Origin of the sequence: Alicyclobacillus hesperidum, assembly GCF_900107035.1 — a bacterium.
In the GTDB taxonomy this organism is placed as follows: domain Bacteria; phylum Bacillota; class Bacilli; order Alicyclobacillales; family Alicyclobacillaceae; genus Alicyclobacillus; species Alicyclobacillus hesperidum.
The window spans coordinates 38,540-63,038 of the sequence record NZ_FNOJ01000016.1 but is presented as its reverse complement, the minus strand read 5'-3'; the positions used below and the strand labels follow the sequence as shown (position 1 = coordinate 63,038).

Sequence of the window (24,499 nt, the reverse complement as noted above, 5' to 3'; positions counted from 1 at the left end):
TGCAATAGGTTCGATGAGTGGATTCGCCGTCGGTTACGAATGTGTATCTGGAAACAGTGGAAACGGGCGCGAACGCGACTTCGTGAGCTGCGCGCGCTCGGACAACCGGACTGGATAGCATTTATGATGGCAAACTCGCGACGAGGATATTGGGAAATGGCGAGAAACTTGAACAACGCTATGAACAAGACCTACTTTGAACAACTTGGTTTGAGGAGTTTACAGGAGAGATACTTGAAACTTCGTAGTGCTTTGTGAACCGCCGTATGCGGACCCGCTTGTACGGTGGTGTGAGAGGTCGGGGGCTAGGCGCCCCCTCCTACTCGATTGCACTTCATTACGTATGCATTTCTGGAGACAATACTGCGACCATGCGTTCCAACTGCATGCCACGGGATGCCTTGACCAAAACGGTCGCCTCCTCAGGCAAGAATGACGGAAGCGCCGACAATGCACCTTCCACCGTCGGTATATGCAAAACGTGCGGGACGCCAGCAGCAGTGGCGGCTTCCGCCATCCAGCGCGCCATCTTCCCCACCGCTAAAAGCCTATCGACGCCCAATCTGCCAACTGCCTCCCCGACCTCCTTGTGACCGGATTCGGCGTGATCGCCAAGTTCATACATATCGCCAAGGATGGCGACGCGTTGACCTGGCGGTGCAATGTGTTGCAATACCTCAAGGCTCGCTTGCATCGACGATGGACTTGCATTGTAGCAGTCGTCGATCACCGTTAAACGAGTCCCTTTCAGGATGCGCAAGCGCCCCGACGACGCCTCGACGCGAGCGAGCGGCGCGACCATATCGGCGAGACTGAGGCCGACAGTCAGACCAACCGCGATCGCGGCCAGAGCATTGGCAACATTGTGCAGTCCAAAAGTCGGGATGTGAAACGACCGTTCTTCGTTACGCCAGTGGACGCGAAAATGCATGCCGTCTTCCGCCCAAGTGACACCGTCGGCACGGACATCCGCGTCCTTCGCGAACCCATACCATGTGATAGGAGCACGCGATTTGGATGCGATTCGGCAAAGCCACGGATCGTCTCGATTGAGAATGCCTCTTCCGTGCTCGGGCAGAGCCTCGAGCAGCTCTCCCTTCGCCCTGGCGATACCCTCTTGGCTGCCGAGCAATTCGATATGACTGTACCCAATATTCGTGATCACGCCGATTGTGGGTTGTGCAATTTCACATAGACGCCGAATTTGCCCGAATCCACGCATCCCCATCTCAAGAACGATGGAACGGTGTCGAGCTTGCCGCTGTAGAATGGTTAGGGGTAAGCCCAATTCGTTGTTGCGATTGGCCGGTGTGAACAGACAATCCCCCATCGCGCCAAGTACCGCAGCAACCATCTCTTTTGTCGTCGTCTTGCCGTTGCTGCCCGTGATGCCGACAACCGGTCCCGAGAACTGTTGGCGTTCGTATTCAGCCATCATCTGTACAGCCAAAAGTGCATCTTGCACGCGCAGGATCGAGCCTCCGGCGGCCTTGACGTTTTCTGTCACAATCGCTACACTGGCTCCGCGAGAAAACGCGTCTTCGACAAACTGGTGGCCATTGACGCGCTGCCCTACAAATGCGACAAACGCGTCTTGAGGTTGCACTTCGCGGTGATCGACAGCTATACCGGTCACCAATGCATTTGATGCACCTGCCACGTCGTCACACGCGAGCAGACGGCACAGTTCTTCAACGGAAATGGGTGTCATACGTCCATTCCTTTCGCAAGTTCATTTAAACCAAAGGAGTTGCGGCTCGTGTCAGGCAAACGCATGAAAGTTGGCGTGATTTTTGGTGGAAAATCGGGAGAGCATGAGGTTTCCCTGCAGTCCGCGAAGTCTGTAATGGATGCCCTAGATCCTCTTCAGTATACCATTATTCCCATCGGTATCACGAGAGACGGGCGCTGGCAGGTTGGGAAAGGCGCTATGAAAGCCCTGGAAACCGCCCAAGTGGCTGCTGTTGAGAGCAAGGGGACAACGACACAACTGCCCAAAAACTATATCAACTCAACCATCGGCGGTTTGACTCCGGCCTCCGCGACTCGCTCTGTAGATCTGTTACCGCCGGCGCTTGTCAACGAAATTGATGTCGCTATCCCCGTTTTACACGGCACATACGGTGAGGATGGCTCCATTCAAGGACTTCTGGAGTTGGTTGGCGTTCCTTACGTCGGCGCAGGCATTTTAGCTTCCGCCGTCGGCCTGGACAAAATTGCGATGAAACAAATGTTCGCAGCCGTTGGGATTCCCCAAGTTCAATATGTTGCCTGCACCCGTAATCAGTGGCGCACAAACCCAGAAGAATTGCTCGACATGGTGGAAGGAAATCTCGCTTACCCTTGTTTTGTGAAACCAGCAAATCTCGGCTCCAGCGTCGGCATTTCGAAAGCGAAGACGCGCGAGGAATTGGCGAAGGCGATTGCGTTGGCGGCCCAGTACGACCGCAAGATCATTGTCGAACAAGGATTGGATGTGCGCGAAGTCGAGGTCGCGGTGCTCGGCAACGATGTGCCAATGGTCTCGGTCGCCGGTGAGATTATCCCTTCTAACGAATTTTATGACTATGAAGCCAAGTATGTGGGCGGCAATTCCAAGCTCATTATCCCTGCAGACTTGACGGATGAACAACGAGAACAGGTTGAACGCTATGCCGTAGAAGCGTTCCAGGCCATTGATTGTTCAGGCTTGGCTCGAGTCGACTTTTTCATCGAACGTGCAAGCGGCCGTGTGCTGGTCAACGAAATCAACACGATGCCAGGCTTTACCCGCTACAGTATGTACCCCAAACTTTGGGAAGCAACTGGCATGTCGTACAGTAAACTGCTCGATCATCTGATTCAGCTCGCGCTCGAACGACATGTCGAGCGCGAACAGACCATCCACACGTACGAAAAGCGCGATGAAACGCGGTAACGCGAATCACGCAAAGGCTGGTACCATGTTCTCGGTACCAGCCTTTTTTACACCATCAGCCATCCGGAAACAACTGATAGAAGTTCGCATACCTCTCGTCTCGCACTTGTTCGCGATCCGCTGACTTTGGTTTCGTAGGCGCTGCGGCTTTACTCCTCGATCCAACCGACTTGCGCCCGGAATCGGCTTCACTTCGCACGGCCTTATCCCGATACTGTTGTCGATAGTTGTCTAAATCCTGACGCGACTGTATATTGTGTCGCTGCCAGTCAAACAGGATGCGATCGATATAACGAAAACTATACTTATTGGCGAGTACGGATTCCTTCAAGGCCTCAATGACCAGCCACTCTGGATAACCGTTTTCGCCAAGCCAAGTACGCAGTTGATCGCACTCCATTGCCGAAAGCGGCCTGCCGAACTCCTCTTCAAACAATGTAAGAGGGTCTTTGCGGAATTGGCGAACCTCCTTCTTAGAGGATTTACCGCGAATTCTGTCCCATAACGGCTGCAAGTCAAAATAGGTGACATGCGCTCCGTGTTCATCGAACTTCTCGCCAATCGCAAGGTATCCCTCTAGCACCAACCGCTCGACACAGCCCATCACTTCTTTGCTCGACATACCACAGAGGTCTCCCAAATCCTGCGGCGAGAGTTCGGTGGTACCGCGAACTTGACCATTGGCCAGGATTTGCAAAAGCACGACCAATTCGTGCGCATGCAAGCCAATGTGCGCATGTGTCGTGAGCAGATCGTATGGTACTGCCACGAAGGGGGTGCTTAGGAAGTCGCCGTTCGCAATATGCCGACCCGATGTTTGCAACTGCGCACTCCCCCTGTCATTCGTCACGGATATAACCGATAAAGCGTCCGCGGGAACGCGATCGCCTCGCGGATGTGTTCCAAGCCGCAAATCCAGGCGATTGTCCGCTCCAATCCCAATCCGAAACCAGAGTGCGGAACGGAACCATATCGACGCAAATCCAAGTACCAAGCATATGTGTCTCTTGGCAAGTGATGTTCGTCAAACCGAGTGTTGAGAAGCTCGTAATCGGCGATTCGCTGGCTACCGCCCACGATTTCTCCATAGCCTTCTGGAGCGAGCATATCCGCGCACAGAACAACCTCGGGGCGCAGAGGATCTGGCTGCATGTAAAATGCCTTAATCTTCGTTGGGTAGCGCTCGATGAACAGCGGTTGATCATACTGCCCTGCCAGTGCCGTCTCGTGCGGGGCTCCAAAATCGTCGCCCCACTCGATGTCGAAACCGTTCTTGCGCAACCACGCAATGGCGTCATCATAACTCATTCTTGGAAATGACCCAGGTACCTTGGCCAATTTTTCGACATCGCGGCCGAGCGTATGCAATTCTGCTTCACAGTGATGCAGTACGTGCTCGACGACGTGCGACACCAATTGTTCTTGAATCCGCAAGTTCTCGTCGTGATCGACGTATGCCATCTCCGGTTCGACCATCCAGAACTCGATTAAATGGCGCCGCGTCTTGGACTTCTCGGCACGGAAACAAGGGCCAAATGAGTAGACGCGCCCAAGCGACATCGCGGCCGCCTCCATGTACATCTGGCCACTCTGTGTCAGATACGCCTCTTCGTCAAAGTACTTGGTCTGAAACAGTTCAGTCGTATCTTCGCAGGATGAAGGTGTCAGGATGGGCGGATCGACACGTGTAAAACCACGGTTGTCGAGAAAGTCGAAAATGGCACGTTGCACTTCGGCCCGAACGCGCATAATGGCGCGTTGACGAGGAACGCGCAACCAAAGGTGGCGGTGATCCATGAGAAAATCAACGCCATGCTCCTTGTGTGTAATCGGATATTCTTGCGCAATCTGGACGATCTCGATGCCTTCAACGTCCAACTCATAACCTCCGGGCGCACGGTCGTCTTGGCGCACCAAACCGGATACGCGACAGGAGGATTCCTGTGTCAGTAAGCCACTACGCTCAAAGATTTCTGGAGTAACCGCCGACTTGACGACGACACACTGCACCAAGCCTGTCCCATCGCGAACCTGTAAAAAGTGAATTTTGCCACTGGATCGCTTGTTGTACAGCCATCCTTCAATCGTGACTGACGATCCGACATGTTGATGTAATTGGCCAATGTTCACAACTGGGGCCACACACGTCCCTCCATGGGCTTGGGATATGCCCGATACTCGTACCGATTATAACAAAAAAATAGACCCGACAGTCCACCAAAGGAACCGTCGGGTGCGCCTCGCTGTTGACGGAAGAACGCGCAGTTTACATCGTCGGCGAGGCTTCGATTGCCTGCGTGACATTCGCGACTGCTGCCGACGTTAACACCTGTGGTTGCATGCTTTGCATCCATCGGCGGAATTCGGAGCCGTCGACGCTCTCCTCGCGTACGACGTGCTCTGCGAAGCGCTCAATGTCGCTGCGGTACGGTTGCAAAATGTCGCGCGTAATACGTTCTTGTTCGGCCAGAATATGCCGCACTTCTTTCTCCAGGATTTGCTCTGGCAGGTGCTCCTCGTCGACAATACCCAACCGCGACAAACCACAACGTACCATCGTGCGTGCGAGTGAAGACGCCTGCACGAAGTCGTTTTGAGCACCGGTGCTGCGATTGCCATAATGGAGTTCTTCCGCCAAACAGCCAGCCAGCGCCACGTTAATCTGCTGAGCCAACTGTTCTTTGGTATAGAGATACTGGTCGTCTTCCGGGATTTGCCGGACAAAGCCCAAAGCATTGCCACGCGGCGCGATCGTGATGTGAGAAACCGTTCCTGGCCGCATCAACTCACTGACGATGGCGTGACCGAGTTCGTGCACAGCAACCCGCCGCAACTCCTCGTCGGTCGGACGACGCCCCGTCTTCTCACCCATCAACACCTTGTCGACGGCGTCGCGGAACATCTCCTGTGTCACCTGTTGCTCGTTTCGCCGCAAGGCAATAATGGCCGCCTCATTGACCAAGGCCTCAAGTTGTGCTCCTGAAAAACCGTACGTTTCGCGCGCAATATGCTCTAAGTCGACATCCTTGGCGAGTGGTTTATTCCTCGTCAAAATGCGCAAAATATGCAAACGTCCTTCTTTGTCGGGGAGATCCACTTTGATTTGGCGATCAAAGCGGCCGGGGCGCAACAAAGCCGAGTCCAGGATATCGGGTCGGTTCGTCGCAGCCATCACCAATACGAACGGACTTTGGGTCGTACTCATACCGTCCATCTCCGTCAGCAACTGGTTAAGGGTCTGATCGTATTCCTGATGGCTGTGCTGGCCTCGTTTTCCGCCGACGACATCGATCTCGTCGACAAAAATAATGGCACTGTCCTTGTTTTCCCGTTTTGCCAACGCCCGTGCACGCCGGAACAGGTCGCGCACGCGCTGAGCACCGACGCCGACGTACATCTCGACAAACTCGGAACCTGAAGCAGATAAAAAGACAGAATCGGTATACGTCGCTGCTGCCTTTGCCATCAACGTTTTACCTGTTCCCGGAGGGCCCGTTAACAGAATACCCTTAATAGGGCGAATGCCCAGCGATTGGATGCGATCCCGATATCGCAAAAAGTCGAGTGCCTCTCTCAACTCATGCTTCGCCGACTCCTGCCCACCAATCTCGTCGAATGAAATGTTGGGTCGAGCGGTTGTCTCACGAGCGGTGGGTGCTGCGGCATTACGACGATCCATCACGACCCACAAGAGAACGCCTAATCCAATGAGAAAGAGAATGGGCAAAATTTGCACGACGTGCAACATGCCGAGAAACGCGAGAACGGCGATCCCAGCGCCAATCAACCACTCCTTAATCATCACGATGAAGCACCCCCTTGATGTATGGTATATGGGATAACGCGATATAGATAATGGTTTCCTTTGGCCAATTGTACGTAAATATATTGGTTATCCATCGTAATACGTGCCTCAATGCCGTCTTTGGCAGCGAGTTGATTGACCTGAGAAACCATTTGCGTGTAATTTTCTTTCGCAATGCCCTCTTGGATGTAAAATTCGAACGAGCTTTCGAATATCTGTGTCAGTGAGCCCTCACGTCCGTCCGTAAGGCGAACCGTCACATTGCTTCCGAGCCGATTTTCGATCTCGTTTGAAATGTCGTGATAGGTCTCCTGTAAATCGCCATTCTTGAGCTTTTGAAATGGGCCGAGTTGAACTTGCACGATATCGGGGCTTCCGGTTGAAATGTCTACCGTCTGAACGCCGGCGACAGACTGCAGGCTGCGCTTGAGAGGATTCAACAGATTATAGTGTTGGTATGCCTGCCATCCGCCGAATAATATCGCAAGGACGACGACGGCGACGACAAAAATCGGCAACAGTCGAACACGGGACAAGTGCCTCGCCCCTTTCTACATGGTTTGTGGCCGAAATCAGTATACCATGCACGCGAACGTGTGTTCAGGCGTACATTCTTCCCGCACTTCCATATGTCATTGCGATTGCAGTTGATATTTCCATAATACGCGGCCAGTCACGGCATCGAGATACAGAAACGTCAACTTTGAGCCAGTCGTCCCTTTGATCTCATAGACAAGATGTTGGCTCGCAGGCAACGTGTCAGCTGCCTCAGCCGTTACATAGCCAAGCGACGTCGCTTGGAGTTTTAGACCCAACGACTTGGCCGTGGATGCTACTTCGCTTGGTGAAAGGATATTCGCGGCAGGAACTGCATACGACTCGTGCACCGTGGGCAGATAAAACGCATACCATTCCCGATGAAAGGCGTCTGTTCCCTGAAATACGTCCTCCAGTCCTGACGCAGTGAACACGTGGTACGCTTGCAAGTGATCAATGGGCGTATGGTTCAACACGAACTGCGCCGCCGTCTGTTCCGCAGCCCAATTTGTAGACAAGTTGCGCCATAGCCAGGCGACTACCGCAGCGCACATCATGATCAGAATGGCAGGTACGGTAACCGCCCAAACCTTCCAGTTCTTCATTCGAGGTCAGTCCGATACAGCGTAATCTGCATTTTATCTGGCGATCCTTCCGATTTCGACAGTCCAAAAATGACGTCTTTGTCCTTTAAATTTCGATTCAAAAAATCAATCAGCAGGTAGAGATCCTCCGACTTGTCACATACATGGGTCGCGTAAACATGCAGTTTTGACTCCAAACGTTCCACCATCCGTGTTGATCAAATTTCATTCGTCCATTCCGCCAAAAACGACTCGTCCGTAAATCGATAGCGGAGCGGGGTCAGGCTAATACGACCGGATCGCACGACGCCAAGGTCGACCAACCCTTTGCCAATTTCATCGATAATATCTCCACCATAACGATAAACTTGCTCGCCGTCGGCGTCCAGTTCCGGCGTGAAGACATCGTGGTACCGCCGCACGCCAAGCTTCGTCCAAATGACATCCTCTTGGCGCCAAACCTTGCCCTCTCCGGCATATGGGATGTTGACACTGATGAACGTATCCGCAGGAAAGACAACAGGCATGAGCATGCGCACAACTTCGGCACTGGCCTGTGCTGCAGCTGCAAAATCGAACGGCGGCCCGACGTGCGAGAGCGCAATGGCCTTGACACCTTGCAAGGCCGCCTCGCCTGCAATGGCGACCGTACCCGAATACAATACGTCCGTCGCCAAATTGGCCCCGGCATTGATCCCGGAAAGAACCAAATCGAACGGCGTTTCCGGGTGGATGGTCGCGAGCGCCCACTTGCAGCAGTCGACGGGCGTCCCCGACACGGCGTAAGCGGCCTTAGCACCCGCGACCTGCGCCTTTTCGACGCGCAACCTGCGGTGCAGGCTGATCCCGTGGCTCGACGCGCTGCGCTGTCGATCCGGCGCTACTACAAACACTTCGCCAAATTGCGCCGCGACTTGGGTCAAGGCCGCAAGCCCCTGCGCTTCTACGCCATCGTCATTACTGATCAGTATGCGCATGCAATGTCTCCTCTCCTGCCATGAATCATGCAACATACGGCCCGATGCCGTGCCCATACTACAAGTACTTCAGCGGGAGGTGGTGTTATGACAACCGGCAACTACCCGCGCGAGGCCGAGCCAGCGCGGACAAGGCAGGCAATCGCCGAATGGGAACTATCCTTCTGGACGTACGCTCTGGTCGAACACGCCGTCTCCCGCTGTTGTGATGACCTTCGCCTGCGCAATGGCGAACCGAATGAGCCATGGCCGCGGGCCGACACATGATATTCTGTCGGCCAGGCTTTTATGGTTGCAGTCGATCGCGCAGTCGTTTTACTTCGTAAGCCACGCGCTCTGTATCGATGGCGAGCGGCTCGCCGTTTTGCACAACCATTTCACCTGCTACAAAGACGTCGCGCACATCCTCGGCTCCCACCGCATACACGACGTCAGACAGCAAGTTGTGTTGCGGTAGCATGCGCGGAGATTTACCGTCGAGCAGCACCATATCGCATGGCGAGCCGACCCGCAAGGCGCCGGCGCCTTGGGCTTGAAAACAAGCGGCTGCTCCCATTTCCGAAGCCATCCGGAAGGCCGTCGCCGCGTTAACGCACTGTGCATCTTCGTGGATGCCCTTGTGAAGTGTCGCGGCAAGGCGCATTTCTTCAAACATATCCAGGTTATTGTTGCTCGCTGCCCCATCCGTACCAAGTCCCACAATCAAACCTCGCTCGAGCATTCTTGGCAATGGTGCCACGCCAGAACCAAGCTTTAAGTTGCTCTGCGGATTATGTGCGACGTGTACGGCGTTTGCTCGCATAATCTCAATATCGTCGTCAGTCACGTGAACGCAATGCGCGGCGAGCGTAGGTACCCGAAACAATCCTGCACGCTCGGCGAGCGCAATCGGGGTTAAGCCTGTTTTTCCTAAGCAATCGTCGACTTCAACCCGCGTCTCGGACAGGTGGATCTGCAGTCCCACACCTAGTTCCGACGCAAGCTCGGCAATCTCGTGCAAATAGTCTTCCGGACAGGTGTATGGCGCGTGCGGGCCTAGCGTAACCTGAATGCGACCATCACAAGCCCCATGCCAATTCGCGACGAAATCGCGACTACGCCGAATGCCGTTTTCGCGATCCGCTTCATCGAGGCCAACGACACCAACTGACAGTACGCCGCGCATGCCAGATTCGGCCACAGCCTGCGCCGCTCGATCCATCATCATATACATGTCCGTGTAAGTCGTCGTACCCGAGGTCAGCATTTCCCAACTCGCAAGCAACGTTCCCCAGTAGATGCACTCCTCCGTTAAGCGCGCCTCGATCGGGAAAATCCGATCGTGTAACCAGGACATCAGCGGCATGTCGTCGCCAGCCCCGCGCAACAGGGTCATCGCCGCGTGACCGTGCGTATTGACCAGCCCCGGAATCGCCACGCGATCACCTTTGCGTACATAGCGATCTACGCGCTCGCCTGTCTTTGGCACATATGGACCGACCCCGATTTCGCGTATGATGCCATCTTCGACAACAAAGTGTACCGGTTCGGTATACACCGTATCGGCGTCTATGACAGCCTTGCCCACTTCGATCACGGTGACGATTGGTCGTGTCATATTCTATAGCTCCCTTGTGACTCGCTCCTCTTATCTTATCTACAATCGCGTTTGGCGATTTCGGTGAGCGACTCTATGTATGGTGGTTTGGCCACACCCCACTCAGTGATGATGCCTGTGATCAGTTCCCCGGGGGTGACGTCAAAAGCCAAGTGCCGCGCAGAAGCACCATTGGGTGCAATTGGGCGACCGAATATATGCGTCACTTCGTTTGCGTGCCGCTCTTCAATCGGAATGTCCCGACCGGTCGAGGTTGCAAGATCGAGCGTCGTGGTCGGAGCCGCGACGTAGAATGGAATGCCATGGTACTGTGCGAGGACGGCAAGCGTATAGGTGCCAATCTTATTGGCCGTATCGCCGTTGCGTGCAATTCTATCCGCCCCGACCACCACCGCGTCGACCCATCCTTGTGCCATCGCGTATCCTGCTGTGGAATCGGTGATGATATCGAACGGAATTCCTTCTTCTGCGAGTTCGTACGCCGTCAACCGAGCCCCCTGCAGGTATGGGCGCGTTTCATCGACATAGACGTGGTCCAAGATGCCCCGCTCGTGTAACGCTCGGATCACGCCGAGTGCGGTTCCATACTCGACAGTGGCCAACGATCCCGTATTACAGTGTGTGAGAATGCGCCCCCCATGTTGCGCGATCACGTCTGCACCGAACGCACCAATGCGGCGATTGGTCGCTACGTCGGCGTCGGCAATTGCCACCGCCTTGGCATACAACGCATCAGCTATTGCATCATCCGCGGTCTGTTCGAGAACGGCCAGCATCGCGTCGAGCGCCTGAGCCAAATTCACAGCCGTCGGCCGCGCCGAGCGCAACCGTGTCGCCGCGGCATGCAATTTTTCGCGCAACTGCGGATCTCCTTGCAGACGGCATGCTTCTGCGGCCAATCCAAACGCCGCAGCGGCGCCGATGGCTGGCGCACCGCGCACCTTCATGTCGCGAATGGCGGCCGCGACCTCGTCCGCAGATGTGAACGTCTCCCAAACTGATTCGTGGGGCAGTTTGGTTTGATCAAGCAGTTCGACCTGCCCCTGAGCCCAACGAATTGCTCTCATTGGCCGTCCTCCCCGACGAGCGGGAGCTGACCGCCGACGGCGTGCTGACAAGTACACGTTCGGTTTCCTGTGTCATTTGCAATCCAAGTCAGGAACAACTGCCGAATCTGATCGACATTCGCTCGCATCGAGGCTACCACTTCTTCGTGCGTCAACGGCTGTCCTGCAAATCCGGCAGCCCAATTTGTCACCATGCATACTGTGGCATAGCACAACTCGGCTTCCTTTGCGAGCACCGCTTCCGGCATGCTCGTCATGCCCACGAGGTCTCCGCCAAAGCGCGCATACATGCCGATTTCCGCTTTCGTTTCAAAACGCGGTCCTTCGGAGCACACGTAAACGCCACCGTGATGCACGGCGATACCGAGCTGCCCCGCTACATCTCGTAGACCATGGCGCAAACGTGCGCAGTATGGATCCGACACGTCGACGTGAACGACCGGCCCTTCGTCAAAAAACGTCGAAATTCTTCCCTTCGTCATGTCGATCGCATCGTCGACAATGACCAAATCTCCCGGGCGAAAGCGGCGATTCAAAGAACCGACAGCTGCCGTCGCCAAGACCTGCTCGACGCCAAGTTGTTTTAAGGCCATGATGTTGGCTCTGTAGTTCACGCGGTGGGGCGGCGTATTGTGTTTCGTGCCATGGCGGGCCAAAAACGCAATCTGTTTGCCTTGGTATTCTCCGATGGTCGCAAGCGCGTCGCCGTAAGGCGTATGTATCGTCGTTTGTTCGGCGTTTGCCAAATCGCCAGCCTGGTAGACGCCGGTGCCGCCGATGATGGCGTATTGAATAGACATGTAGGGTCACTCCTCACATTTCCTGTCCACGATTATACTTGAGCAAAGTCATCTTGTCGTCATCGTTGACTGTTTAACATCTTAGCGATCGTCGCGGCGCTGGCTGGTGCGACCGATTCGGTCATCAAATCGCCGAACTGTGCAACACGCGCAGGCACATTGCGAATGGTGAAATCCTGAGGTCGACAACCGCCCTCCAACTCGCTCCAATGAATAGGTGTCGATACCGTTGCCAAAGGTGTCGCCCGGACGCTGTATGGAGCAATGAGCGTGCGCGTGGGACCATGCTGAGGGGCGTCGACATACACCTTGTCCCCCCTTTCTTTGATCAGTCTCGCCGTTGTCGCGATATGTGGCCAACGCCCCTCGACGTACCGCGCGATAAATCGGACGATGCGCCGCGAATCCTCATAAGCTATCGGTTCCAAAAGTGGCACAAATACCTGCAAACCAGATGCGCCAGAAGTTTTGACCACGCTTGGCAAATCGAGTTCCGACAAGGTGTCGCGCACGTAGAACGCCGTTTTTCGCACCTTCTCAAAATCCGACGTATCGCTCGGGTCGAGATCGAAGGACAAAACGCGGGGCCGAGGATCGGATAAGCGATGCAATTCGGCGTGGAATTCGATGGTGCCCAGATTGGCATAAAACAGCAATGTAGCGACATCTTCGATCACGATTTCTCGCTTACCACCCTCCACTTCGCGATACGGAATGTACGAGGGTGCCCCCGAAGGCACGTGTCGCTGGTAAAAACGGTGCCCGGCAATGCCGTGGGGACAGCGGACGAGTGTAATCCTGCGATCCCGCAAGTGACTGAGCAGATACGGCGCCATTTGGACAAGATATTCGAGATTAGCCAGCTTTGTGACAGGCGGATCGACGAATAAAAGTTTGTCGGGATGTGTGATACGCACCGGCGCTTCGGCCTCTAAAATCAGCGGTTGCACGTTCTTCTTCCTCCTCGCACGCCATAGCGTGCCCCCCATCTTTCTCTCCAAACAGTCGCGAAAGGGGTCAACGTTTATGGAACTTTTTCGGCCGTTTGAGCCTGTGCAGACCGATACGCTACCAACCGGGAGCAACTGGATTGGTCAAGTCAAATGGGATGGAGTGCGCATCGTCGCCCATGCCCGGGAGGGACAAGTGAACTTGGTGAACCGCCACGGTCGAGACCGCACCAAGGCGTATCCGGAACTCGTCGAGTCCCTGGCGCCACTTGCTCGCCAAGGCTGTATCCTCGACGGCGAGGTGGTCGCCTTCGCCCACGGCAAGCCGTCGTTTTACCGCGTTTTGCAGCGCGATCGGGCGCGCCATCCTGCTAATGTACAGTTACTGTGCAGTCAGTTGCCCGTCGTCTACATGGTCTTTGACATCGTTTGGGCCAGAGGACGTCCCTTGCACGGCTTGCCTTTTGCAGACAGACAGGAGCATTTGACCACCATCCTTAAGGAGAACGAGTTTGTCCGCCTTGTCGCAAGCGAGCCCGACATCGAAAGTCTGTGGCGTGCCGTTTGTGATATCGGCATGGAAGGGATTGTTGTCAAGGACGTAACGAGCACATATGCGTTTGGTGGGAAGGACAGGCGTTGGCAGAAACGCAAACACCGCCGCAATGCGGCGGCCGTCATCGGTGGCGTGGCAGTTAAAGATGGACAATACAGCGCCCTACTGCTCGGCGTTTACGATGGACGTGGACAGTTGCAATATATTGGTCGCACAGGTGCGGGCACTTTGGGCACTCGGCAATGGGTCGAGCTGATGCAACAAGCTCTTGCTTATTCCTCGACAAGCTGTCCATTTGCACATTTGCCGGCGCGCATGCCACGCGAGGTCATCTGGACGATGCCCATCATCTCTGTAAAGGTTTCGTTTCTCGAATGGACCCCAGATGGCACACTGCGCCATCCTTTGCTTGAGGGCGTACTCGAAATCTCTCCGCAGATGTGCACGATGGATGGCGCAGACGCATAGTGATGCCGATTTTCGGGGTCCTGCAAACAATCAACCGACATGCTGTACTGCATGCCGGTCGTTGCAACACTGGCGTTAGGAAGTCTTGCGCTTCTTGCGCTTTGTGTCAGAAGCAGATTTTTGCGCCATCTTGATGCTTTTTTGCAGGGCTTCCATAAGGCTGATGACATCTGCTGACGCGGGTGCCGCTGCAGGTGCCTGCACGACGGTATCCTCTTGGGCGCGCTTTTGCTCGACGAGTTGCTCGATGGCGAGTCTGCGCTCGTCGATGAACTGCGCCGGATCGAACGGCTTGACGAGTTGATCGATGAGCTGGACGGCAACTTTAAGCTCTTCCTCGCCGACCGGCACGGGATCGCCCGCATAGGGCAGTTCCGCCCGCGAGCGGATATCCTGTGGCCAAACGAGCGAGTGTGCAACAAGCGTGTCGTCGACAACGCGAATGCATGCCATAGCTTCAGTTGCGCGCAATACCATCTTGGCAATGGCCACTTTGCTCGTGTCGCGCAGGGCCGCGACGAGCAGTGCGTACGCTTTGCGACCGTTGGCCTCAGGCGCCAAATAGTAGGATGCATCGAAATATAGTGGATCGATTTCTGTTGCACTCGCGAATTGCACGATATCAATGGTTTGTGATCGCGCCTTTTCTAGTGCAGCCAGTTCTTCTTCTTCGACCACGACGAACTGACCTTTGGCATACTCAAAACCCTTGACGATATCGGTAGCCTCGACGTCTACCTGGCAAACTGGGCAGCGCTTTTGGTACGCAATCGGCGATTTACACGCTTTGTGCAACTGCCGAAAGTGAATGCTCTGCGACTCGGTGGCCTTGTACATGCGCACAGGCACATTGACGAGGCCAAAGCTGATGGAGCCGCGCCACATCGTATGCATGCCATCACCTCCGGACAAACCGTACCCACCTGTCCCTAGCTTGATTGACGGGCGGATCGAATATGCTTGTCCGTCGCTGAAGATGATCCCAAAAACGCCTCAATCTGCGTTAGAATGTCCCGTTCCGGTGCGACGATGGGCCTGATCCCGGGCAGTGACTGGACAAAAGCCGAACCATAGCGCTGCGTGACCAAGCGCTTGTCATAGACCACGACGACGCCCTTATCCTGACGCGTCCGGATGAGGCGGCCAAAGCCCTGGCGAAAGCGCACGACGGCTTCCGGCAAGCTCGACGCCCAAAATGGACTGCCTCCTGTTTGCTCGATCTTTTCGTGGCGCGCCTGTGTAACCGGATGGGTCGGCGGTGCAAACGGCAGGCGAACGATGACCAACGTCGTCAACTGGTCGCCCGGCAGGTCGATACCTTCCCAAAATGACTGGGCACCAAACATGACACTCTCCGGTTGATTGCGAAAAGCCTCCAGGATGGATGCCCGACTTCCATCGACATCCTGTGCAAACAGCTGCATGCCGGCCTGACGCAAGGGATGCCGCAATACATGGGCGGTCTCCTTCAACATTTGATGACTTGTAAACAAGGCGAGGAGTCTACCGCGGCTGACGCGCGCCAGTTGCAAAAGCGAGTCGCCCAGCCACAAAGCCGCTTCTTCCGCAGCCATCTTTGCGAGTTCAGGGACGTCGCTTGGCACGCACAAGCGAGCCTGTGTGCCATAATGAAATGGAGACGCCACTGATGCACTAAGCAGGTTGCCAGCGCTAGCTGCCGCAGTCAGTCCGAGTTGCCGCGTCACGTAGTCGAAACTGCCGCGTACCGACAAAGTGGCCGACGTCAAAATGACGCGATCGAGCGGATCAAACAAGGCTTTTTGCAACGTTTCGGCGACATCGATGGGGGCTTTATGAACGCTCCAACGCGGGCGCATTGTGCCCCGCCGCTCGACCCATGTCACCATACCAGCCAACTCTTCCACGGTGCTCGCAAGCAGCCGTACACTGTCCAGCCAAGTGCCAAGAAATCCTGCGGCGTCGACGATGCGCCCTGCCTCGTCGTCGGTCGCCGCACCCTTGGCAAGCTCCTGCAAGGTCTGGCGCAGACGCTCGAGGCCGACAAGAGGAACCTCAGCCTCCTCCAGGGCTCGCACAAATCCTCGGTAGGCGTCTGTCTCCAGCCATTCCGCTGTCAAGCGAAACTCCGATTTGCCCTCAGGCACGAGCGATCCGACCTGCGCAAACGCTGCATCGACCGCCTGCTGCACGACCTCGACCCATTCACTGGCGAGCTGTAATTTTTCGACGATACCCAAAGGCGTCGTGTGCGACTCAGCCAGGCGGTTCGCCAACTCCGGAAGTAGCCCATGTTTACCGCGATCGCGCGTGAGCCGGTGCGCAAAAGCCGCTAGCTGCGCACTGTGCACCTCACTGCCAAGGTGCGATGTCGCCTGTTCCTCGAGATGGTGGGCCTCGTCGACGACCAACGCGCTATATTTCGGCAACACCCGGTGGTCGGCTTTTAGGTCGGACATCAACAGCGAGTGATTCGTCACGACCACATGTGCATCCTGAGCGGCTGTCTTGGCACGAAAATAATAGCAAGGGTGGAAAAAGGGGCACCGTTTGTTGATACACGACTCCGTCTCGCTTTGTACGCGTGACCAAATGTTGCTCGGCACCGAACTTGCGGAAAGGTTTTCGCGAGTGCCGTCCTTGGTTTCGGTGAGCCACACAAGCAACGACATCAGGCTCTCGATTTCGTTTTGCGGACTGACAAATGTCACTAAAGATGACTCTGTCCGCACCTTGCGCAGGCACACGTAGTTGCGCCTGCCCTTTTGCACCGCGAGGCGGAGCGTGCCGCCAAATAAGCGTTGCAGCGTCGGGAAATCGCGCCGCTCAATCTGATCCTGCAAGGCGATTGTATGTGTGCTGACGACGACAGGTTCACCACGGGTCACCGCATACATGGCCGCAGGTACGAGGTACGCCATCGACTTGCCGGTGCCAGTTCCGGCTTCGACCAACGCATGTTTGCCCTCGGCGAGGGCCTGGCTGACCTTCTCCAACATCTCAAGCTGTCCCTTGCGCGGTTCGTAGCCGTCGAGAATTTGACTCAGCAAACCGCCCGGCCCGAGCAATGCCCGCGCGCGGTCCGCTATCTCTTCCACGCGCAATGCTTCAAGGGGGGAGCTTGGTACCCGCAGATTCGCGTTGCCTTCCGCACTCGGTCGCGTAAAGGCGAGACCGTCGCGCTCGACAATGTTGTCGTGCTCAGAGACCGCGTTCGTTTTCACGCTTTGCATGACGGCCTGGAACCATTCTGCAGTAGCAGGCGAGTACAGCGCGGCCATCTGAGTTAACCGCTCGAGCACCGAAATGGGCAATTTCTGCGCCTTCTCGGCCATACGCACGAACAATTTGGCCGTAGCTTCTGCGTCTGCCAAAGCCCTGTGCGCAGATGTTTGAGCAATCGCTAAGCGGCGTGTTAAATATTCCAGGCGGTGACTGTGCAGGCGTGGGGCCAAAACGCGTCCTAGGTTTAGGGTGCAAATCCCATCTCCAGAAGCCAACGAATATCCGGCCTGTTCGCACTTGCGTTGTAAAAAAGCTCGGTCAAACGCCAGGTTATGTGCGACCATAGGCATTTCGCCCATAAACGCCAACAGCGCCGGGATGACATCCGTCAACCCCGGCGCCTGCTCGACCATAGCCATCGAAATTCCCGTCAATTCCTCGATGTCAGGCGGTATCGGCCGCGATGGGCGAACAAACGTCTGGTACCTGTCGACGATCTCGCCATCCACGAGCCGCACAGCGCCAATTTCAACAATGTCGTCGACGACCGGATCGAGTCCAGTCGTTTCGATGTCGACCACTACATAATCCACGTTGGGCCTTCACCCCAAATCCGTGAGTTCAAGTTCCTCACTCCATTGTAGCAAACGGACCTGGGCTTTAACACAACATTTAAAGGCTTGGCACTGATTGCTGTTTTGTGGAAATCTCGCCAATGAAGAGCTCCTTTTCACGTGCCAACATCTGTTGATAGCGGCGAGCGAGCATCCGTGACGCGGCGTGTGATGAAGCCGCAGCCTGTCCGAGAAACCCTTCGGCTTCTTCGAACCGCCCCCGACGCATCGCGAGTCGCCCTGCAAGCAGGGCAACCACCGGCGGCACATCATGGCTCTGAGCGAGTTGTCTTTGCACGATGACTTCTGCCCGCACTTCATTTCCTTGCAAGTACAAACACACGGCGAGCAGTGTCGCAGCGTCGGCGCGGTTTTGTTCAAGTGTCAAACACTGTTTACATAGGGTAGTAGCGCGCCCAATATTGCCTGCGGCAAAGGCGCACAGAGCCAGTATATAATAACCAGTGGAAAAAACAGCCGGATTGTGTAAACATCGCTGTGCCAAGTTGGCGGCATCTTGGCTTCGCCCCGCGGCAATCAGCAACGAGGCGGCCAATTGTACATGGTGCGCAGACTCTGTAGGCGCCATGGCGACGCTCGAACAAAGGTCTCCGGCGCCTTCGCGATCGCCAGCCATCCATGTCGCGAGGGCGAGGCCAAGCAACGCCTCGGTCTCTTTCCGGCGTTGATACGCGCGGAGAAAACAACGCTGAGCCATCGCCCACTGGCGAAGCCGCAGGTGGCAAACGCCGAGGTTGTACCACACATCCACCCTGTCGGCATCGGTGTCTAGAAGATCGAATAACCGATCGATGGCCGTATGCCAATCTCGTTTGGCCGCGGCCAATTGCACGCCAACCTCCAGCACCGCTTGCTGTTCAATGGCATCGGATGCCCGTTGCGAAGCCTCCGCCAGCATCCTCTCCGCTTCCTGCAAGCGACCGTTTGCCAGATGGCTCAGCGCAAGATAGATGCGCGTGCCTGCAGATTCGTCACCCTCTTGTGTAACCGCTTTGCCGAACGCCAGCGCAGCCTGTTCGTACATGTGCAGGTCGTAGTAGGCGAGGCCCTTGCGCAGTTCACACGCGTTTGCGAATTGCCACACGGCGAGATCGTCCGCTATGGCCATGCCATCGAACCAACTACCGCTATCTGTGGTCGGCTCCTGTAGGCTCAAGTCGACATACGTTTGTTCAATCAATTCGTCTAATTCCATCCACGCGTCAAGCGCCTGATTGGCCAACTCGCGCAAAGACCCTAAAGTATCGACCAATTGCTCGCGCTGTTGCCCCGTCGCCGTCGGCAGCAAAGCCCGCAGCTCCCCGACCGCCTGAACAATCGCATCAAACTCCACATATTGCACAGATCTTCCCCCTTGTTCCGCTCTGCCTAGCGTCTGTCAAGGGGCACCAATTATGCATAAACCCTGCTTCGGAATCACCGTAGATTCTCGCTACCCGAGAACAACACCTCGCCACTATGAAGTTGCCGCACATTCCCATCGGCGAGCTCGACGAGCAGGCTTCCCTGGTCATCGACATCGACGGCTTTGCCACGTACGATTTCGTTGCCAATCGCCACCTCGACGTCGCGACCGATGGTTTGGCAGTGTGCGAGCCACTCGCGGCGGACGCTTGCAAACCCTTCACCCGTCGCAAGCCCCCGATACAATCTGTCTAGCTCCGTCAAAATCGCGGCCAGCACGCGCGGCCGCTCAAGGGCAAAGCCGCAAGCACTCAAGATAGTCGTCGCGCGGTGGCGAATCTCCTCGGGCAGCTGTTCTGCCGGAAAGTTGGCGTTGATGCCGATGCCAATCACAGCGTGATCGACCCATTCGCCATCCGCTCGCATCTGCGCAAGAATGCCACAAACCTTTTGCCCGGCCACCAATATGTCGTTGGGCCATTTGATCTCCGCAGAAACGCCGCTTTCGGCCAGTGCGCGCCACACCGCGAGACTGGCGAGCAACGTGAGATCGGGTGCATGATGGAGCGCACACGGTTGGCGAACGAGCACGCTAAACCACATGCCACCCTGCGGCGAAACCCAGGCGCGCTCGCGCCTTCCCTTGCCCCCGGTCTGCACGGCGGCCGTGACAACGGAACCGTGGGGCAGGCCCTGCGCAGCCCACTCCAGTGCAGTGACGTTTGTCGACGCACGTTCAGCCGCCCAGAACAACGGTCGCCCTAATGAAGCTGTGAGCGGTAAGTGGGGCTCGACGAGCGGAGCCATCAGTTCGTCCGGAATGGTGACCGCACGATAGCCCACGCGTGGCGAAGCTGCAAAGGCAAACCCCACCTGCTCAAGGGCTTTGATCTGTTTCCAGATAGCCGTGCGCGAAAGCCCAAGGGCATGACTCAATTCCTCCCCCGAGACGGGGCCCGCGGCTTCAGCAAACAGCGCAATCAGGCGATCTCGTACGGGATTTTCGTCGAAGTTCATGATTCCTCCCCCTTTTCCGCATGCAGCCGCACTCGTTCGCGAGCCGCCAGCGCCATGAGCGCTTCGCGTGTATTGGCGACCTCACGAGCGAGCACTGCATCGCGCAGAATCGTCAACAGACGCCCAATGTCTTTGCCATTGGCACCAAGCGCCTGCAGTTCTCGGCCACTCACGGCGAGATCGGCCAGGGTCCACAGCGGCTGCTGTTCGATGGCACGCCATGCACCGCGGACGACTTCGGGCGTATCGGCAAACAACCAGGCGCATGCGTAGGCAGCCTCTTGAGCAACTTCGCGATTGGTGGCAAACAGATCGGCGGCAGACCAACTGTGCGTGGAATCACACACGAGTCGTTGGATCAGTGTCGTAGCCGCGCGCAACCACAGCGCCTGCCGTCGCCCTAGCGCAAACTGCAACGCCAATTGGTACGCGTGTTGGGGGCCGCCGTCGACCATGGCGTACCAGAGCGCGATCGCGGGCAGACCCGTCGGTGGCGGGGCATCCACCTGCATCGGGCGATATCGTTGGCGAATCGCTGCGACGGCTATTGGCAACAGAGCAAGCGGGCCGCCAATCGTTTGCCAAAGCGGACAACCTGCCAAAAGCTCGATTCGCCGATACCAATGCCCTTCGCTGAGCCGCAATAGCTCCTGGCCAATCCGCTCTTTGGCCACCGGGCGAATGGCATCGCATACCTCCCAGAGAGCAGCTTTCGTCGCAGGGGCGAGCTCGAGATCATAGGTCACCGCAAAACGCAATGCGCGCATCAGACGTAGCCCATCTTCGCGAAAGCGCCGCTGCGGATCTCCGACACAGGCCAAGCGGCCGAGTTGCAAGTCGCTGCGCCCGCCAAACGGATCGACCAACTCGCCATCCATGGTGAGCGCCATTGCGTTCATGGTAAAGTCTCGCCGAGCGAGATCCGATTCCAAGCGGCTTTCGAACACGACATATTGCGGATGCCTGCCGTCCAGGTAGGGTCCATCGGAGCGAAAGGTCGTCACTTCAATCCAACCGTCTTCGGTGCCAACTGCCACCGTGCCATGGCGAATCCCCGTGTCAATCGTGCGGGCAAAGAGACGTTTGATCTCCTCCGGCCGGGCACTCGTCGCGACATCGAGATCATGCGGGGAGCGTCCCAACACGATGTCGCGCACTGCCCCTCCTACCAGATAACTGTCGTGTCCGGCGGCGGCAAGTGCCTTTAGGACCGGTCGTACGGCGGGGGGGACGAGCCATCGCCCCTCTTTCATTGGCTACATACCTCGCGATAGAGTTGTTCGTACTCCGCAACCTTGTCCGCGATGTGAAAATGTTCTACAGCGCGCCTGCGTGAAGCCTCGGCGAACCGCCGATAGAGCGCGCCGTCCGTCAACAGTCGGACAGCGTGGGCGGCCATTTCCTCGACATCCCCAATCGGCGATAGGAATCCAGTTTGCCCGTGCAATACGACCTCCGGGATGCCGCCTGCAAACGTGCCGATCACGGGGATCTGGCATGCCATGGCTTCGAGCGCCACGAGCCCGAAACTTTCCTTCGAGGACGGCAACAGAAGCAAATCTGCCGCCGCGACAAGCGGCGCGACCTCGTCTTGTCTACCGAGAAAGTCCACCTTGTCGCCTAGGCGCAGACGTTCAACTTGGTTGCGCGCTTCGTTGTACTCCGGGCCTTCGCCGACCATCACGAGGCGAGCGGCTACCTGTGTCTGCACACGCGCAAAGACGTCGATCACGTCTTGAATTCGCTTGACAGGCCGGAAGTTCGAAATATGTAAGAGCACACGCTCCCCGGGTCGCGCCAGTGATTTCCGGACCGATTGCCCACACTGGGGCTGAAAGACATCGGGATCGATAAAGTTGTACACACAACGGATAGGCTTATTGGTCTCAAACAGCTCGCGCGTCTGCCCAATCAAACTCTCACTGACGGCGGTCACCGCGTCACTTCGCTCGATGCCGAGCTTAATGACCTGTTTAAGGCTCGTGTCCTGAGCCAGAACCGTCACATCGGTGCCGTGTAACGTCGTGACAACCTTAGCCGGGTGGTGGGCCATTTCCTGTGCAAGGTGCGCACACACGGCAAACGGGAGAGCGTAGTGCGCATGCAGTACATCCAATTGATGCTCGTCAATAACCTTCGCCATCAAAGCGGCCAGGGAGAAATCGTATGGTGGTGTACGCAAAACGGGATATGTGACGGTGTCCATCTGGTGTATGTAGACGTGCTCCACGAATGTGCCGAGCCGGAACGGCACATCGGTGACGATAAAATGAACCTCATGCCCGCGCTTGGCGAGAGCCTTACCCAACTCCGTCGCAACGGCGCCGGATCCACCCACCGTCGGATAACAACTGATTCCGATCCGCACAAGTCTCCCCCCTTTTTGTTCGATCGCGATACATCTCTCGTTCTCGACCTACCAAAGCAGGTGTTCGAGGCCATAAAGAACCTGGTTCAGTTCGACCACCCTGCGGCACGCAAGCAATACGCCAGGCATAAAGCTTTCACGGCTTAACGAGTCGTGGCGAATCGTCAAGGTTTCCCCGACACCCCCGAAAATGACTTCCTGATGGGCAACGAGGCCTGGTAGGCGCACGCTATGAATCGGCACGTCGTAGTCGACACCCATCGCGTCGCGCGTGCGCAGCGACGTACCAGAGGGCATGTCCAGTTTTTGCGCGTGGTGAAGCTCAATGATTTCCGCCCGCTCCATCCAGCGTGCGGCCTCTTTTGCGAAGCGCATCATCAACAGTGCGCCGATGGCGAAGTTCGGGCAAATGAGCCCGCCTAGCGATGCCTTGGCCGCCTCCGCCTGCCAACGTGCGATATCGGCGTCGCTGTAGCCAGTCGCACCGACCACAGGCCGGATATTCGCAGCGATGGCGAGATCGATGTGTCGCACGACGGACTTCGGTGTCGTCAGATCCAGCCACACGTCTGGATGCTCCGTGTCGATGAGCGTTTGCGGATCGACATAGACCTGTCCGAATCTATCAAGGCTCTCCAGTACGCCCTCGTTTGCACGATGTACAAGCAAACCGGCGATGCTAAGCCCCTGTGCATTGGCAATCGCCTGCACCGCAGTGCTACCCATGCGCCCCGTCGCACCAGCGATGGCGACGCGTATTGGATGTTCTGTCACCGTTCGATTCCTCGCTCTCTAGTACGTAGCTTTTCGCGACAAGTCTTTCATCAGCCCCAACGGTGGCCAACAATTGACTCGCTTCTGGATTGAGCGGATCGAGCACGGCAGCCTGTGCGAGTAAGCGCGTAGCCAAGGCTTTTCGTCCCCGCACGATAGCCCGGCGAGCGACGGCGACCAACCGCGACGCATGCACAGATTGCCAGTGTTCGGCATACAATCGATTGCCTGGCGCAATCAGCGCCGCCTGTTTGGCCCAGTGGTCAGCCAAGCGTAAGCGATCATTGCGACGCGCCGTGATCGATCCGCGATAGTACAGTTCCGGATTGTCAGGGTTCGTCAAAATGGCGCGTGCGAACGCTTCGAGGGCAGCGTCGTACAACCCCAGGTAAATGTACGCATACGCCGATTGAACAAACCGCTTCTCGTCCATGGAAATCACCTCCGTCCATCTTACGGAGGCGTACCGGACAAGGTGTGTACCAAAGCCTAAGTCGCAATTAGGGTTGTTGCGGTTCCCCAATTCGCGTCCAGCGATCCTTATCGCGCGTTTCAAACTTCTCCATGACTGCTAAAAAGGCCTTCTCCATGTCAATGTCGAGCCGATTCGCAAGGCAGGTAAGGACGAACAATAAGTCCCCCAATTCAAGGGCGATGTCGCCTTCGGGTTCGTCTTTCTTCTTTGGCTTCTCGCCATAGTGATGGTTGATCTCCCGTGCCAATTCTCCCAGTTCCTCGGCTAAGCGAACAACCAAGGTCATCGGCTGAAAGTAACCTTCGCGAAATTGGCTGATGTACGCGTCAACGCGACCTTGTACTTCCCGCAAGTGCATCGTCCC

The 24,499-nt window shown here is 56.4% G+C and carries 25 protein-coding genes; 4 read left to right on the top strand and 21 right to left on the bottom strand.

Annotation, left to right across the window (positions count from 1 at the left end; translation table 11 throughout):
• On the top strand, positions 1–258 hold a 258-nt coding region (locus BLU70_RS11410), incomplete at its 5' end, for a group II intron maturase-specific domain-containing protein (protein WP_276326111.1).
• Positions 259–337: 79 nt separating this feature from the next.
• Here BLU70_RS11410 and BLU70_RS11405 read toward each other — a convergent pair.
• A complete protein-coding gene (locus BLU70_RS11405; RefSeq protein ID WP_074693524.1) occupies positions 338–1,711 on the bottom strand; it encodes a UDP-N-acetylmuramoyl-tripeptide--D-alanyl-D-alanine ligase in 1,374 nt (457 codons plus the stop codon).
• A gap of 63 nt (positions 1,712–1,774) precedes the next feature.
• Here BLU70_RS11405 and BLU70_RS11400 point away from each other — a divergent pair, with 63 nt between their 5' ends.
• Complete coding sequence (locus tag BLU70_RS11400; RefSeq protein ID WP_074693528.1) at positions 1,775–2,917, top strand: D-alanine--D-alanine ligase; 1,143 nt, start codon at positions 1,775–1,777, stop codon at positions 2,915–2,917.
• Positions 2,918–2,972: 55 nt separating this feature from the next.
• Here BLU70_RS11400 and BLU70_RS11395 read toward each other — a convergent pair whose 3' ends face one another.
• The 7 genes from BLU70_RS11395 to surE all read right to left on the bottom strand — a co-directional run bounded on the left by BLU70_RS11395 (position 2,973) and on the right by surE (position 8,820).
• Positions 2,973–3,740, bottom strand: a complete 768-nt coding sequence (locus BLU70_RS11395; RefSeq protein ID WP_040290077.1) for a DnaD domain-containing protein — start codon at positions 3,738–3,740, stop codon at positions 2,973–2,975.
• A gap of 23 nt (positions 3,741–3,763) precedes the next feature.
• Positions 3,764–5,059: an asparagine--tRNA ligase gene (gene asnS / locus BLU70_RS11390; protein WP_074693523.1), complete on the bottom strand. Its 1,296-nt coding sequence runs from the start codon at positions 5,057–5,059 to the stop codon at positions 3,764–3,766.
• A 124-nt stretch (positions 5,060–5,183) separates the two neighbouring features.
• Positions 5,184–6,719 (bottom strand): ATP-dependent metallopeptidase FtsH/Yme1/Tma family protein, encoded by a 1,536-nt coding sequence (locus BLU70_RS11385; RefSeq protein WP_232302307.1) that lies wholly within the window; start codon positions 6,717–6,719, stop codon positions 5,184–5,186.
• Positions 6,719–7,258: a hypothetical protein gene (locus BLU70_RS11380; RefSeq protein ID WP_040290074.1), complete on the bottom strand. Its 540-nt coding sequence runs from the start codon at positions 7,256–7,258 to the stop codon at positions 6,719–6,721. Before BLU70_RS11380 ends, BLU70_RS11385 begins: the two co-directional genes overlap by 1 nt.
• Positions 7,259–7,354: 96 nt before the next feature.
• Entirely contained in the window at positions 7,355–7,864 is a 510-nt protein-coding gene (locus tag BLU70_RS11375) for a PepSY domain-containing protein (protein WP_074693522.1), read from the bottom strand.
• Complete coding sequence (locus tag BLU70_RS11370) at positions 7,861–8,049, bottom strand: YpmA family protein (protein WP_390854006.1); 189 nt, start codon at positions 8,047–8,049, stop codon at positions 7,861–7,863. Before BLU70_RS11370 ends, BLU70_RS11375 begins: the two co-directional genes overlap by 4 nt.
• A gap of 12 nt (positions 8,050–8,061) precedes the next feature.
• Positions 8,062–8,820 carry a 5'/3'-nucleotidase SurE gene (gene surE, locus BLU70_RS11365; protein WP_074693521.1) on the bottom strand — a complete coding sequence of 253 codons (759 nt, stop codon included), beginning with the start codon at positions 8,818–8,820 and terminating at the stop codon, positions 8,062–8,064.
• An 87-nt stretch (positions 8,821–8,907) separates the two neighbouring features.
• On the opposite strand from surE, the gene BLU70_RS11360 reads away from it, so the two are divergent.
• Positions 8,908–9,087 (top strand): hypothetical protein, encoded by a 180-nt coding sequence (locus BLU70_RS11360; RefSeq protein WP_040290066.1) that lies wholly within the window; start codon positions 8,908–8,910, stop codon positions 9,085–9,087.
• A gap of 19 nt (positions 9,088–9,106) precedes the next feature.
• Here the strand turns inward: BLU70_RS11360 and BLU70_RS11355 are convergent, their stop codons facing one another.
• Genes BLU70_RS11355 through ligD form a run of 4 tightly spaced genes read right to left on the bottom strand, consistent with a single transcriptional unit; the run spans position 9,107 to position 13,234 of the window.
• On the bottom strand, positions 9,107–10,417 hold the full coding sequence (locus BLU70_RS11355; protein WP_074693520.1) for an amidohydrolase: 1,311 nt from the start codon (positions 10,415–10,417) through the stop codon (positions 9,107–9,109).
• Between the two features lie 35 nt (positions 10,418–10,452).
• Positions 10,453–11,484: an S-methyl-5-thioribose-1-phosphate isomerase gene (gene mtnA / locus BLU70_RS11350; RefSeq protein WP_074693519.1), complete on the bottom strand. Its 1,032-nt coding sequence runs from the start codon at positions 11,482–11,484 to the stop codon at positions 10,453–10,455.
• The gene (mtnP, locus tag BLU70_RS11345; RefSeq protein WP_176780897.1) at positions 11,481–12,284 is read right to left on the bottom strand and encodes an S-methyl-5'-thioadenosine phosphorylase; all 804 of its coding nucleotides are present in this window, start codon (positions 12,282–12,284) and stop codon (positions 11,481–11,483) included. The genes mtnA and mtnP overlap by 4 nt, the downstream gene beginning before the upstream one ends.
• A 59-nt stretch (positions 12,285–12,343) precedes the next feature.
• Complete coding sequence (ligD, locus tag BLU70_RS11340) at positions 12,344–13,234, bottom strand: non-homologous end-joining DNA ligase (RefSeq protein ID WP_074693518.1); 891 nt, start codon at positions 13,232–13,234, stop codon at positions 12,344–12,346.
• 76 nt (positions 13,235–13,310) lie between these two features.
• On the opposite strand from ligD, the gene BLU70_RS11335 reads away from it, so the two are divergent.
• On the top strand, positions 13,311–14,258 hold the full coding sequence (locus tag BLU70_RS11335; protein WP_074693517.1) for an ATP-dependent DNA ligase: 948 nt from the start codon (positions 13,311–13,313) through the stop codon (positions 14,256–14,258).
• A 75-nt stretch (positions 14,259–14,333) separates the two neighbouring features.
• Here BLU70_RS11335 and ku read toward each other — a convergent pair whose 3' ends face one another.
• From ku to BLU70_RS11290, 9 genes are all read right to left on the bottom strand, one after another.
• The gene (gene ku / locus BLU70_RS11330) at positions 14,334–15,152 is read right to left on the bottom strand and encodes a non-homologous end joining protein Ku (protein ID WP_074693526.1); all 819 of its coding nucleotides are present in this window, start codon (positions 15,150–15,152) and stop codon (positions 14,334–14,336) included.
• Positions 15,153–15,187: 35 nt separating this feature from the next.
• Complete coding sequence (gene dinG / locus BLU70_RS11325; protein WP_074693516.1) at positions 15,188–18,055, bottom strand: ATP-dependent DNA helicase DinG; 2,868 nt, start codon at positions 18,053–18,055, stop codon at positions 15,188–15,190.
• Positions 18,056–18,134: 79 nt separating this feature from the next.
• A complete protein-coding gene (locus BLU70_RS11320; protein ID WP_074693515.1) occupies positions 18,135–19,439 on the bottom strand; it encodes a tetratricopeptide repeat protein in 1,305 nt (434 codons plus the stop codon).
• A 74-nt stretch (positions 19,440–19,513) separates the two neighbouring features.
• On the bottom strand, positions 19,514–20,518 hold the full coding sequence (locus tag BLU70_RS11315; protein WP_074693514.1) for a biotin--[acetyl-CoA-carboxylase] ligase: 1,005 nt from the start codon (positions 20,516–20,518) through the stop codon (positions 19,514–19,516).
• Entirely contained in the window at positions 20,515–21,771 is a 1,257-nt protein-coding gene (locus BLU70_RS11310; RefSeq protein WP_074693513.1) for a CCA tRNA nucleotidyltransferase, read from the bottom strand. The genes BLU70_RS11315 and BLU70_RS11310 overlap by 4 nt, the downstream gene beginning before the upstream one ends.
• Positions 21,768–22,886: an N-acetyl-alpha-D-glucosaminyl L-malate synthase BshA gene (bshA, locus tag BLU70_RS11305; protein WP_006447549.1), complete on the bottom strand. Its 1,119-nt coding sequence runs from the start codon at positions 22,884–22,886 to the stop codon at positions 21,768–21,770. Before bshA ends, BLU70_RS11310 begins: the two co-directional genes overlap by 4 nt.
• A gap of 48 nt (positions 22,887–22,934) precedes the next feature.
• Positions 22,935–23,612 carry a 4-hydroxy-tetrahydrodipicolinate reductase gene (locus BLU70_RS11300; RefSeq protein WP_006447548.1) on the bottom strand — a complete coding sequence of 226 codons (678 nt, stop codon included), beginning with the start codon at positions 23,610–23,612 and terminating at the stop codon, positions 22,935–22,937.
• The gene (locus BLU70_RS11295) at positions 23,605–24,093 is read right to left on the bottom strand and encodes a hypothetical protein (RefSeq protein ID WP_074693512.1); all 489 of its coding nucleotides are present in this window, start codon (positions 24,091–24,093) and stop codon (positions 23,605–23,607) included. The genes BLU70_RS11300 and BLU70_RS11295 overlap by 8 nt, the downstream gene beginning before the upstream one ends.
• 67 nt (positions 24,094–24,160) lie before the next feature.
• A complete protein-coding gene (locus tag BLU70_RS11290) occupies positions 24,161–24,493 on the bottom strand; it encodes a nucleotide pyrophosphohydrolase (protein WP_074693511.1) in 333 nt (110 codons plus the stop codon).
• Positions 24,494–24,499: the final 6 nt, after the last annotated feature.